This is a genomic window from Comamonas sp. (assembly GCF_036666375.1).
Taxonomy (GTDB): domain Bacteria; phylum Pseudomonadota; class Gammaproteobacteria; order Burkholderiales; family Burkholderiaceae_C; genus Comamonas.
The window spans coordinates 8,991-21,402 of record NZ_JAVWWA010000005.1; the positions used below are offsets into that span (position 1 = coordinate 8,991).

Here is a 12,412-nt window from a genome sequence, read left to right on the forward strand (position 1 = left end):
CGGCAATGCGCCTGCAAGCGGCAATGTCGCTATCCCCGGACCGGTGACGGACCTGCCTGGCGGCAAGTCCATGGTTGCCTTGGCCACTGCGTTCCCCTCCACCGCTGCCACGCCGGCGCTCGCGACGTCGGCCCCCTCAACCAATACTGCTGCGGTCGCTACCCCGGCGATGGCAAACGCTGCCCCCCCGGCAGCGGCAATGCCTGCCATGGCTCTGGCGGCACCAGCGCTTGCCGGCACGGCCGTGGCTGATGCTGCCCCGCGCCTGCCGCCCATGCTGACCTGGCTGGTGCAGCAAGGCGTGGTGCAGACGCCCGAAGGCGAGCGCGGCTTTGCGCTGACGCTGCAGGTGCCGCAGGCTTGGGCGCAGATGCAGGCCGCGGCCGCATTGCCCGCAGGCGCGGCAGCACCGGCCATGGCGTCCCTGCCCGCGGCGGGAACGGCGCAACTGACGCTGCCGTTTGCCGCGCCCGCGCAGCAGCTCGAGTCGGGTGCGTTGGCCTTGGTGCTGCAGGGTGCGGCCCCCGGAGCGGACAAGCTGCGCACCAGCGCGCTGCTGTGGCTGGATTTCCAGCCGCTGGCGCCCACGGCGCAAGGCGCGCAGTCGGCGGCGAGCGCGCTTGCCGGCCTGCTGCCGTCCACGCAGGCCGCGCAGCAGGCCATGGTGGCGCTGCAGGCCAAGAACGACCCGTGGCTGCAGATGGCGGCCCTTCAGGCCAGCGGCCAGCAGCCGCGCGACGACCAGCGGCTGCAGGAGCGGCGCACGGGCCTGTGCACCGAGCTGGGCTGTCCCTACCGCGGCAAGGCCAGCTGCGCCCAGCCGTTCTGCGCCGAAATGAACCGCGTCTGGGCGTCGGTGCGCATAGGCCCGACCGGGAGCTGAGCCGCCTGTCATGCGCGTGCGTGCCGGCACAGCATGCCAGACGGCAGCGCAAGCAAGGCCGGCGACGGCATCTCTTTGATTTTTACCGATAGTTTCATCCTATCCATTGGTGCGTCTGCTGGTTACTGTCTGTGTCAAGGCCGGGTCTGAATGGATCAGATGCCTGGCTTGCCAAGGAGAACCGCCATGCATTCCATCGCCATCGCTTCCCGCAGGGCCTGGCTGGCCCTGTGTCCCGTTGTGCTGTGCCTCGAATCCGCACTCGCGCAGACGCAGGAGCCGCCTGGGGACGGGCCTGCGGCCCAGGCCCTGCCCGCGCCTGCTGCGGTGCCGGATGATGGCCTGCGCGGCGGGCGCTTTGGCGCGGTGCGCATCGAGACCGACGATGCCGCGCTGCAGCCTGCCGCCACGCGCTGGATACGCGATCTGCAGCCTGGCGAACCGATAGACGAAAAGGCGCTGCAGCGCCGGCTGCAGCTGCTTGAGGAACTGCCGGGCGTGAGCAGCAAGTCAGTGCTCGGCGCCGCGGAAGACGGGGCGCGTGATCTGAGCGTGACGCTGACGCGCAAGCCGCGCTACAGCGGCCTGGTGGGCCTGGACAACCACGGCAGCCGCTTCACGGGAGACCAGCGCCTGCGCTTTGCCCTTGACCTTCCCAGCCTGTGGACGCTGGGCGACGCGCTGAGCCTGCAAGGCCATCGCCGCTGGCACGGCACCTGGAACCTCGTTGTCGGCTATTCGTTGCCGCTGGGCATCAACGGCTGGAGCCTGCGTGCGGAGCTGGACCACACCGACTACCAGTTGCACCGCGAACGGCGTGGCTTGAATGCGCGCGGGACCTCGGACATCCTGTTGCTGGAGCTGTCGTACCCGCTATGGCTGGACAAGGCCGGCAACCTCCAGGCGAGCGTGGGCCTGGAGCGCACGCATTCCGATGACACGGCCAGTCCGCGCGGCAAGGCGCCGGTGCAGGAGCATCGCACGCTGAACATGCTGCCGTTGAAGCTCAGTGGCCAATATGCGAACGACAAAGGCAAGACGTCGGGCGAACTGACGCTGGGCCTGGGGCGGCTCAAGCTCGACCATGGGCTGCGCAACGAGGACCGCACCAGTGCGCACACCGAGGGGCACTATCGGCTGCTCAGCGCCGATCTGCGCCACGAACAGACACTGCGCAAGGACTGGGTGCTCTGGGGCCGCTTTGCGGGCCAGAAAGCCAGCCGCAACCTCGACAGCGAAAAGTGGTTTGCGGCATCCGGGCCGCAACGCATACGCGCGTGGACCAGTGCCGAAGGCCAGGGCGATGAAGGCTGGCTGCTGCAGATGGAACTGCGCCACCCCATGGGCCGCGCCGAGCCCTTTGTGTTTGCCGACACAGGACAGGTGAAGCTGCGGCGCCGCCCCTGGCGGCGCGAAGACAACTGGCGTTCGCTGTCGGGCGCGGGCCTGGGTCTGCGCTGGACCGAAAAGTCCTGGAGCGCGCAGGCCGTGGTGGCCTGGCGCACGGGCGGGCACCGGCCCGGTTCCCGCCTGGGTTACAAGAACCCGCGTATCTGGCTGGCCGCGACCTACCGTTTCTGACGGCCGCGGCCTGGCCGGGGCTTCAGGGGTACAGGCCGCGCATTTCACGCGCATGCAGGATGCGCTGGCAGGCGATGATGAAGGTCGCGGTGCGCAGGCTGACCTTGTGGTCCTGGGCCACCTGCCAGACGCCTGCAAAGGCGTCCTGCATGATGCGCACCAGGCGGGCGTTGATCTCGTCCTCGCTCCAGAAGAAGCTGGAGAAATCCTGCACCCATTCGAAGTAGCTCACGGTGACGCCGCCGGCGTTGGCGATCACGTCGGGCAGCACCAGCACGCCGTTGTTGTGCAGGATGTCGTCGGCTTCAGGTGTGGTCGGGCCGTTCGCGCCTTCGATCACCAGCTTGGCCTTGATCTGGCCGGCGTTGGCCAGGTGGATCTGGCCTTCGAGCGCGGCCGGAATCAGGATGTCGCAGTTGACGCCCCAGAACTCTTCCTTGGCCAGCACGTCGGCGCCGGCGAAGCCGCCCACGCCGCCCGTGTGCTGCACATGGCGCAGCAGCGCGGGCACGTCGATGCCCAGATCGTTGTAGATGCTGCCGCTGTGGTCCTGCACCGCGACCAGCTTGGCGCCGGCTTCGACAAACAGCTTGGCGGCCGTGCCGCCCACATTGCCGAAGCCCTGCACGGCGACGCGCGCGCCTTCGATGCGCATGTCGGTGCGGCGCATGGCTTCGACGCCGACGGTGAACACGCCGCGGCCCGTGGCTTCGCGCCGGCCCAGCGAACCGCCCAGGTCGACGGGCTTGCCCGTGACCACGCCCGTCGCCGTGGAGCCGGTGTTCATCGAATACGTGTCCATCATCCACGCCATGATCTGCTCATTGGTGTTGACGTCGGGCGCGGGGATGTCCTTGTTGGGGCCGATGATGATGCCGATCTCGCTGGTGTAGCGGCGCGTGAGGCGCTCGAGTTCGCCATTCGACAGCTTCTTGGGGTCGACGCGGATGCCACCCTTGGCACCGCCGTAGGGCACGTTGACGGCCGCGTTCTTGATCGACATCCAGGCCGACAGGGCCATCACTTCGGACAGCGTCACGTCCTGGTGGAAGCGCACGCCGCCCTTGCCCGGGCCGCGGCTGGTGTTGTGCTGCACGCGATAGCCCTCGAAGTGGGCAATGGTGCCGTTGTCGAGTTCGATAGGCACGTCGACGATCAGCGCGCGCTTGGGGCGCTTGAGCGTTTCGACCCAGCGTGCCAGGTGGCCGAGATAGGGCGTGACACGATCGATCTGCTGCAGGTAGATGCCCCAGGGGCCGAGCTTGTCGGCTTGCAGATAGGAGGGCAGGGGGTGGGCCGGCAGAGAGCTGGTCGACGGGGAGGCAGGGGTGTTTTGCATGGAATATTCCAAAGCGTTTGAAGCAGTGGTCACAAAATGGATGACCTGTTTTTCAGCTTATTCCTGTGGCTGCGGCTTGTCCAACGCCGCTTGTTTTGGTTGTTATGCATTTCGTGCATAACCATGGAGTTCCTCTCTGAAACAAGCGTCCGAAAGCGCGGTTTTTGCGGAAGAATGCAGGCTCGGCCGGGGTGTTTTTGCGACCCTTTTTCTGTCACTGTCTTTGCCCAGGAGTTCCATGTCCGTTGAAGCCGTTTCCCAGGCCTTGCTGCAGGCGCGTGCGCGTGCAGAACTCGCCGATGCCCAGCCGCTGGCAGGCAGCCTGTCCAGCCCCGAAGATGCCTATGCGGTGCAGCAGGCTGTGGCCCGGGAGCTGGACTGGTTTGCCGCTGGCGCGCCGCGCGCCTGGAAGTCGGGTGGGCCGCAGCGCGGCGCCCCGCTGACGCATGCGCCGCTGCCGCCGGCCGGCGTCTGGTCCAGCCCCGCGCGCGCCGGTGACTGGCCGCTGCACACGCGCGGCATAGAGGCCGAGATCGCGCTGCGCCTGGGCCAGGACGTTTCTGTGGCCCAGGCCTGGCAGCTGAAGGCCGGCGAATGCGCGGGCCTGGTCGATGCCATGGCGGTGAGCATTGAGGTGGTCGAGTCGCGCTGGCAGCAGCAGTTTGCCGCGCCGCCGCCGCTGCTCATGGCCGACCAGCTGTGCCATGGCGCGCTGGTCATCGGCGAGTGGCAGGCCTGCGACCTGGTGCGCGCCGCGCCCGACTGGTCGACCCAGGTCTGCCGGCTGCGTCTGGGCGACGGCGAGACCAGCGTGCACACCGGCACCCATTCGCTGGGCGATCCCGCCTGGCTGCTGGCCGATTGGCTGCGCCATGCGACCATGGCCTACGGCACGCTTGCCGCGGGCACGGTGGTCACCACGGGCAGCTGGGTCGGGCTGGCGCTTGCCCAGGCCGGCGACAGCGTGCAGGTGCAGTTCGACGGCATAGGAGAAGCTTTTCTGCAGCTGTGATCGGGCCGCGGGGGCGGCTTCAGTCCCCGGCCATCTGCTTGCCCATGGCCTGCACGAACAGCTGTGCGCCCAGGCCCATGGGACGCTGCTTGGACCAGACCACGTCGACCCACAGGCGCAGGCCGTTGCTCAGATTGGAAAACGGCATTTCGACGAGCCGGCCGGCCTCGATGCGCGGCGCGACCAGTGAGCGCGGCTGCCAGCCCCAGCCCAGGCCGGCCTCGATCAGGCCCAGCGCGGCAAGGTGATTGTCGGTGCGCCAGATGTGGCGCGCATAGACGAAGCGCGCGTCGGTCTGGCCCAGGTCGCGGCTCGCGACCACGATCTGGCGCGTGGTCTTCAGATGCTCTTCGCTGAGTGACGCCGCGGGCATGCCTTCGCGTCCCGCGGCCTCGCGGCGCGCGGCCTCGAGCACCGGATGATCGGGCGCCATGACCGCGATCAGCGTGTCGCTGCCCACTTCCTGGAAACCCTCGCGCCCGTCGAGGCTGGGACGCTCGAAGACCAGCGCGAGCTGCGCGCGGCCGGTGTGCAGCAGCGCCAGCGCGTCTTCCTGCGGCGCGGCCAGCACTTCGACTTCGAGCAAGGGGTGGGCCTGGGCGAGTTCGGCCAGCGCCGCGGTCCAGCGCGAGGCCAGCAGCTCGGGCGCGATGGCGATGCTCAGCCGCTGCTCGAGTCCCTGGGTCAGCGCCAGCGCCTGGCCGTTGAGCTGCTGCAGCTGCGCGGCCAGCAGGCGCGCCTGGGGCTCGAGCGCGCGCGCGCTTTCGGTAGGCCGGGGCTCGCGCCCGCTGCGGTCGAACAGATTGAGCTGCAGTTCGGCTTCGAGGTGGGCGATCGCCATGCTCACGGCCGAAGGCACGCGCGATAGCGCGCGCGCGGCGGCGGAAAACGAGCCGTGGTCGAGCACGGCCAGGAACACCAGAACGTTATCGGAGGAAAAGGCCATCGCCGCAATCTATCAGTAAATCTGAAAGATACTGACTTTTGTTATCAGTGGAAACCCTATACATTGAGCCCATGTCTTTGAATATTTCTTCTCCGAAACGCCAGCTGCAGGGCCCGTGGCGGCGCGTTGTCTATGTCACCCTGTTTGAGTTGTTTGCCATTGCCGCAACCTCCTACGGCCTCTCCGCCCTGACCGGCGAAAGCGCGGCGCACTCGAGCATTGTTGCGGTCATCACTTCGGCGATTGCCGTGGCCTGGAATGTGGTCTGGAACGGCCTGTTCGAGCGCTGGGAAGCGCGCCAGGCGCAGCGCGGGCGCGGCTTTGCGCGCCGCGCCGCGCATGCGCTGGGCATGGAAGGCGGCCTGGTCGTGATGCTGGTGCCGCTGTTTGCCTGGTGGTTCAAGGTGAGCCTGTGGCAGGCCTTTCTGATGGACCTGGGCCTGCTGCTGTTCTTCCTGGTCTATACCTTTGCGTTCAACTGGGCGTTTGACCGGGTGTTCGGCCTGCCGTCTTCGGCCCAGCCCCAGGACTTGCCTCAGTCCGTGGCCACCGGCGCCTCATAAGCCAGCTCCAGCCTGTAGGCCAGGCCCAGAAACAACGACTGCGCCAGCGCCAGCGTGCTCGTCAGCGACCGGAAACCAAAGGTCGCGCCGTCCTGGGCAATCAGCACCACGCTGGCCTGGGCGGCCAGCGGGCTCAGCTGGCTGTCGGTGATGGCGATCAGCTGCGCGCCGCGCGCTACGGCCGCCTGGGCCATCTCCAGCGTCTCCTGCGCATAGGGCGCAAACGACACCGCAAGCATCACATCGCCGGGGCGCAGCGCGCGCAGCTCGAGCTGCTGCATCGCGCCCAGGCCGTTGAGCCAGTGCACGGCCTTGCCCGTGTGCTGCAGCGCATAGGCCAGATAGGCGCCCACCGGGAAGGCACGGCGTGAGGCCGCCAGCCAGATGGCCGGCGCCTGCACCATCAGATCGACGCCGGCCTCGAAGCGGTCGTCGGGCAGCTGGCGCTGCAGCGCCTGCAGGCTGTCGACGCTGCGCTCTATGACTTCGCGCGCCAGCTGGCCCACGGCCAGCGTCTGCGCGCCCGGAACGATCAGCCCGCGAATGCGTTCCTGGTAGCCGCGGTTGGGCGCGAGCTGGCGCTCGGCGTCGGCGCGAAACAGCGCCTGCAGCTCGGAATAGCCGCTGAAGCCGAAGTGCTTGGCAAAGCGCACCACGGCGGACGGCTGCACGCCGCAGGCCTCGGCCGTGGCCTGCACACCGTCGAGCACCAGCCGGTCGCGGTGCATCTCGACATGGCGGGCAATGGCCTTGAGCTGGCGGCTCAGGCTGTCGAACTGCGCCTGCACCACCGCCAGGAAAGCCTGGGTATCCGCAAAGCCCGCAGGGGATTGTGAGGACGGCGGCGTTTCCTGGGAGGTTGTTCTATTTTTCATAAATTTAGAAAATATTTTCTATATCGGATTATCATCCGCTGGCGAAGATTATCCGGCGGGGCCTGCGCGCTGCCGATGTGACCAACAAGGAAACCATGAGCACGCTGCCTTTTCCCGCCGACCGCCCCTTTGACGTCGCCTGCCTCGGGCGCCTGGCCGTCGATCTCTATGCCCAGCAGATAGGCTGCAGCCTCGAGGCGGCGAGCAGCTTTTCCAAATACCTGGGCGGTTCTTCCGCGAACATCGCCTTCGGCACGGCCCGCCTGGGAATGCGCTCGGCAATGATCTCGCGCGTGGGCAATGAGCAAAACGGCCGCTTCCTGTGCGCCACGCTGCAGCGCGAAGGCTGCGACGTGAGCCAGGTCAAGGTCGACGCCGAACGCCTCACGGCCATGGTGCTGCTGGGCATCAAGGACCAGGATACGTTCCCGCTGCTGTTTGCGCGCGAGAACTGCGCCGACATGGCCTTGTCGACAGACGATATCCACGAAGACTTCCTGGCCCAGTGTCGCAGCCTGGTGATCACCGGCACCCACCTGAGCACGCCCGGCGTGCTGGCCGCGAGCCGCAAGGCGCTGGAGATCGGCGGGCGCCACGGCCTGGTGCGCGTGCTCGACATCGACTACCGCCCCGTGCTGTGGGGCCTCACGGGCAAGGGCGACGGCGAGACCCGCTACATAGGCAACGACCAGGTCAGCGCGCATCTGCAGCAGCAGCTGGGCCTGTTCGAGCTGATCATAGGCACCGAAGAGGAATGGATGATTGCCGGCGGCGCCGAAGGCGACCTGATGGCCAGCCTGCGGCGCGCGCGCGAATGCACGGCGGCGGTGTTTGTCGTCAAGCGCGGCCCGCTGGGCTGCTCGATCATCGACGGCGCGATTCCCGCGGCGATAGACGACGCGCTCACGGTGCTTGGCGAGCGCATCGAAGTGCTCAACGTGCTGGGCGCGGGCGACGCGTTTGCCTCGGGCCTGCTGGCCGGGCTGTTGCGCGGCAAGTCGTTTGCCGCGGCCGCGGCCATGGCCAATGCCTGCGGCGCCATCGTGGTCTCGCGCCACGGCTGCGCGCCCGCCATGCCGACGCCGGCCGAGCTGGCGCACTGGTTTTCCGGCCAGCGCCAGGCGCGCCCCGACCAGGACCCGCAGCTGGCCCATCTGCACCGCGTGACGGCCGCGCGCCCGGCCTGGCCCGAGCTGTGCGTGCTGGCCTATGACCACCGCTCGCAGTTCGAGGAACTGGCCGACCAGGCGGGCGCCGAGCGCGCGCGCCTGCCGCAGCTCAAGCGCCTGATCAACCGCGTGGTCGAAGATGTCGAGAACGACCCGGGCTGCAAGGGCCGCATGGGCGTGCTGATCGACGGCCGCATAGGCGAAGCCGCGCTGCACGACGCCACCGGCCGCGGCTGGTGGGTGGGCCGCCCCATAGAGCGCCCGGGCTCGCGCCCGCTGCGTTTCGACGGCACGCATTCGCTGGCCTCGCAGCTGCAGCACTGGCCGCGCGAGCAGACCGTCAAATGCCTGGTGTTCTACCACCCCCAGGACGCGGCCGCGCTGCGCGCCGAGCAGGAGGAGTGGCTGCAGCAGGTCTGGGAAGCGACGCGCGCCAGCGGCCATGAACTGCTGCTCGAAGTGATTCCGCCCAAGGAGCAGATCGCGCCCGGCGACAGCGGCGAATGCGTGGTGCAGACCATTGAACGTTTCTACGACCTGGGCTTCAAGCCCGAGTGGTGGAAGGTGGGCGCGATGTCGCGCGCCCAGTGGCTGGCGCTCGAAGCGCTGGTGCAGGAACGCGACCCCTACTGCCGCGGCGCGGTGATCCTGGGGCTGTCCCAGCCCGTGGAGCAGCTGATCGCGGCGTTTGCCCAGGCACCGGCCTCGCTGGTCAAGGGCTTCATGATTGGCCGCAGCGTCTGGTCGGCGCCGGCCCTGGCCTGGCTGCGCGGCGAGATCGACGACGCCGGCCTGCATGCCCAGGTCGCGGCCAACTTCCGGCAACTGATTGCCGGCTGGCGCGCCAGCCGCGCCGCGGCCGGCATGGAACCACAAGGCGCGCTGCGCGCAGGAGCAACCGCATGAGTCTTCTCGTCAAGGCCCAGCCGGGCCGCATCGTCACCGACATCACGCCCGCGTCGGCGGGCTGGCGCCACATCACGTTCAAGGTGCTGCGCCTGCAGCCGGGCGAGGAGGAAGCGCTGCAGACCGGCGCGCTCGAGCTGTGCCTCACGGTGCTGTCGGGCAGCGTCGACGTGCGCGTGGGCGGCGTGCTGTACAGCGCGCTGGGCAACCGCGCCTCGGTGTTCGAGGAACGCGCGCCCGCGGCGCTGTATGTGCCGCCCGGGCGCGGCGTGCACATCAGCGCCTCGGCCGCGGCCGAAGTCGCGCTGAGCCTGGCGCCGGCCAGGGGCCTGCACCCCGAGCGCGTGATCGCGCCCGCGCAGATGAAGCGCAGCGTGCGCGGCAAGGGCAGCAACACGCGCTTTGTCTGCGACATCCTGCCCGAGTCCGAGCCGGCCGAAAGCCTGCTGGTGGTCGAGGTGATCACGCCCGCGGGCAACTCGTCGAGCTATCCGCCGCACAAGCACGACAGCAGCGATCCGGCCCAGCCGAACGCCGAGACCGTGCTCGAGGAAACCTACTACCACCAGATCAACCCGCAGCAGGGTTTCGCCTTCCAGCGCGTCTACACCGACGACCGCTCGCTCGACGAGACCATGGCCGTGGAGCACCGCGACACGGTGATGGTGCCGCGCGGCTACCACCCCTGCGTCGCGCCGCATGGCTACGACCTGTACTACCTCAACACCATGGCCGGACCCGAGCGCCGCTGGGCATTTCGCAACGATCCAGCGCATGAATGGATGCTTGCGGCGACCTGAGTCGCCGCAGTGTGAGAGCGCCCCGCTGGGGCAAAAAACATAAAACCAGGAGACAAGACATGAAGAAACGGCAATTGATTGCGGTGCTGGGCGCGGCCCTGCTCGGCACGGGTCTGGCACAGGCCCAGGCGGCTTTTCCGGCCCAGCCCGTCAAATGGGTCGTGCCCTATGCACCCGGAGGCACCACCGACGTGATTGCGCGCAATCTCGCCATCGGCATGTCCAAGGAGCTGGGCCAGACCGTGGTGGTGGAGAACAAGCCCGGCGCGGCAACCATCATCGGCGCCACGCAGATCGTGCGCTCGCCCGCCGACGGCTATACCGTGGGCACGGCCGATTCGGGCACGCTGGCGTTCAACCCGGCGATGTACCGCAGCCTGAGCTACGACGCGCAAAAGGACTTCAGCTTCATTGGCGGCCTGGGCCGCATGCCGCTGGTGCTGGCCGTGCACCCCGATTTCCCCGCAAAGAACATGCGCGAGTTCCTGGCCCATGTGCGCAGCCATCCGGGCGAGGTGACTTCGGGCTCGTCGGGCCCGGGCTCGCCGCTGCATGTGGCGCTGGAGCTGTTCAAGCAGCGCACCGGCAGCAACCTGCTGCATGTGCCCTACAAGGGCTCGGCGCCCGCGCTGCAGGACCTGATGGCCGGCCAGGTGCAGACCATGTTTGTCGATCTGCCGCCCAGCCTGTCGATGATCAAGGGCGGCAAGCTGCGCGTGCTGGCCGTGGCCACGCCGCAGCGCATGGCCATCCTGCCCGATGTGCCCACCATGGCCGAGGCCGGCGTGCCCGGCTTCGAGGCCTATGCCTGGCAAGGCTTTGTCGGCCCGGCCAAGCTGCCCGCGCCCGTGGTCCAGCGGCTCAACAAGGACTTGAACGCGGCCCTGGCCCAGCCCGCGCTGCGCGCCAAGTTCGAGGAAATCGGCATCCAGCCCATGGCCATGACGCCGCGCGAGTTCGGCGACTTCGTGCGCAGCGAACAGAAGCTCTGGAGCGAAGTGATCCGCTCGGCAAAGATCCAGCTGGATTGAAGCGCGCGCGGCTGAGAATAAAGAGGAGACAGACATGCATGCATCCCTGAATCGCCGCGGCTTCGGCCGTGGCCTGGCCGCGATCGCGGCCGCCGCCAGCCTGCCCGCCTGGGCGCAGCCCGGCGCCTACCCGCAGCGCCCGGTCGAGCTGATCGTGCCGTTTGCCGCCGGCGGCGGCACCGACGTGCTGGCACGCGCCATGGCCGAGACCATGCGCCGGCATTTCCCGCAGAACGTGATCGTCATGAACCGCGCGGGCGCCAGCGGCGCCGTGGGCTGGTCCGAACTCGCGGCCGCCAAGCCCGACGGCTACAAGCTGGCAATCATCACCGTCGAGATGACGATGATTCCGCACATGGGCCTGACCAAGATCACGTCCGACGACGTGGTGCCCATCGCGCGCCTCAACGCCGACCCGGCAACGATTGCCGTGCGCGCCGATTCGCCGTTCAAGACTCTGGAAGAGTTTCTTGCCGCGGCAAAGAAGAATGTCGGCGGCGTGCGCATAGGCAATGCGGGCCCGGGCTCGCTGGGCCATCTGGCGGCGGCGGCGCTCGAGGACAAGGTGGGCGTGCAGTTCAACCACCTGCCTTACCGCGGCGCCAATCCCGCGGTTCTTGACCTTCTGGGCGGCCATATCGAAGCCGTGGCGGTGACCCCGGTCGAAGTCGCGACCTATGTGGCCGCGGGCAAGATACGGCCGCTGGCCATCATGGGCGACAAGCGCATCCAGGCCGGCTGGGAGCAGGTGCCCACGCTCAAGGAGCGCGGCATCGACCTGGTGATAGGCGGCTGGCGCGGCCTGGCCGCGCCAAAGGGCACGCCGCCCGAAATCATCCAGCAGCTGCGCACGGTGATGGCGCGCACGCTGCAGGAACCCGATCTGCGCGCCACCATGGCCAAGCAGAACATGGGTGAAGGCTATCTCGACCAGCCGGCCTTTCTCGAAGTGATTGCGCGCGACAACGCGACGTTCAGGCAGCTGGTGAACAAGCTGGGAATCAAGGCCTGAGCTTCTGGCTGATCTCTGCATAGCCCGGCGCCCGGATGGATGCCGGGCTGTTTTTTTGAGGACAGGCCGTTCACCCTTCGACGGGCTCAGGGCGAACGGTAAAACCGTTCGTGGTGAGCTTGTCGAACCATGAACGACCCGTCCTCATGCTTTGAGCGCAGGCCGTTCATCCTTCGACAAACTCAGGACGAACGGGGGATGAAGCCCGCTGTTCCTTTTGAACGCCTTGCAATACCTCTGCTCGCCAACCCCGCTCAGGGCGAACGGTGACAACCGTTCGTGGTGAGCCTGCCTG

General features: G+C 68.0%; 11 protein-coding genes. 8 read left to right on the forward strand and 3 right to left on the reverse strand.

What is annotated here, in order from left to right; genetic code table 11:
* Positions 1-244 precede the first annotated feature (244 nt).
* Positions 245-883, forward strand: coding sequence for a hypothetical protein (locus RR928_RS01910; protein ID WP_332549270.1), 639 nt, complete (start codon positions 245-247; stop codon positions 881-883).
* 186 nt (positions 884-1,069) lie between these two features.
* The gene (locus RR928_RS01915) at positions 1,070-2,464 is read left to right on the forward strand and encodes a ShlB/FhaC/HecB family hemolysin secretion/activation protein (protein ID WP_332681320.1); all 1,395 of its coding nucleotides are present in this window, start codon (positions 1,070-1,072) and stop codon (positions 2,462-2,464) included.
* Between the two features lie 22 nt (positions 2,465-2,486).
* On the opposite strand, the gene RR928_RS01920 is transcribed toward RR928_RS01915, so the two are convergent.
* A complete protein-coding gene (locus RR928_RS01920; protein WP_332537889.1) occupies positions 2,487-3,803 on the reverse strand; it encodes a Glu/Leu/Phe/Val family dehydrogenase in 1,317 nt (438 codons plus the stop codon).
* A 238-nt stretch (positions 3,804-4,041) separates the two neighbouring features.
* On the opposite strand from RR928_RS01920, the gene RR928_RS01925 reads away from it, so the two are divergent.
* Positions 4,042-4,815 (forward strand): fumarylacetoacetate hydrolase family protein, encoded by a 774-nt coding sequence (locus RR928_RS01925; protein WP_332681322.1) that lies wholly within the window; start codon positions 4,042-4,044, stop codon positions 4,813-4,815.
* Positions 4,816-4,834: 19 nt separating this feature from the next.
* Here RR928_RS01925 and RR928_RS01930 read toward each other — a convergent pair whose 3' ends face one another.
* Entirely contained in the window at positions 4,835-5,761 is a 927-nt protein-coding gene (locus tag RR928_RS01930; RefSeq protein WP_332537887.1) for a LysR family transcriptional regulator, read from the reverse strand.
* A 104-nt stretch (positions 5,762-5,865) separates the two neighbouring features.
* Between RR928_RS01930 and RR928_RS01935 the strand changes: the two genes are divergently transcribed.
* A complete protein-coding gene (locus RR928_RS01935) occupies positions 5,866-6,324 on the forward strand; it encodes a PACE efflux transporter (protein WP_332681372.1) in 459 nt (152 codons plus the stop codon).
* Here RR928_RS01935 and RR928_RS01940 read toward each other — a convergent pair.
* Entirely contained in the window at positions 6,297-7,199 is a 903-nt protein-coding gene (locus RR928_RS01940) for a MurR/RpiR family transcriptional regulator (protein ID WP_332537886.1), read from the reverse strand. The two genes, RR928_RS01935 and RR928_RS01940, sit on opposite strands and share 28 nt — an antisense overlap.
* Positions 7,200-7,294: 95 nt before the next feature.
* Between RR928_RS01940 and RR928_RS01945 the strand changes: the two genes are divergently transcribed.
* The 4 genes from RR928_RS01945 to RR928_RS01960 are packed head-to-tail and all read left to right on the forward strand — an operon-like array spanning position 7,295 to position 12,117.
* A complete protein-coding gene (locus RR928_RS01945) occupies positions 7,295-9,274 on the forward strand; it encodes a bifunctional 5-dehydro-2-deoxygluconokinase/5-dehydro-2-deoxyphosphogluconate aldolase (protein WP_332681325.1) in 1,980 nt (659 codons plus the stop codon).
* Positions 9,271-10,074, forward strand: a complete 804-nt coding sequence (gene iolB / locus RR928_RS01950) for a 5-deoxy-glucuronate isomerase (RefSeq protein ID WP_332537884.1) — start codon at positions 9,271-9,273, stop codon at positions 10,072-10,074. Before RR928_RS01945 ends, iolB begins: the two co-directional genes overlap by 4 nt.
* A 59-nt stretch (positions 10,075-10,133) precedes the next feature.
* A complete protein-coding gene (locus RR928_RS01955; protein WP_332537883.1) occupies positions 10,134-11,105 on the forward strand; it encodes a Bug family tripartite tricarboxylate transporter substrate binding protein in 972 nt (323 codons plus the stop codon).
* Positions 11,106-11,139: 34 nt separating this feature from the next.
* The gene (locus RR928_RS01960; RefSeq protein WP_332537882.1) at positions 11,140-12,117 is read left to right on the forward strand and encodes a tripartite tricarboxylate transporter substrate binding protein; all 978 of its coding nucleotides are present in this window, start codon (positions 11,140-11,142) and stop codon (positions 12,115-12,117) included.
* Positions 12,118-12,412 lie beyond the last annotated feature (295 nt).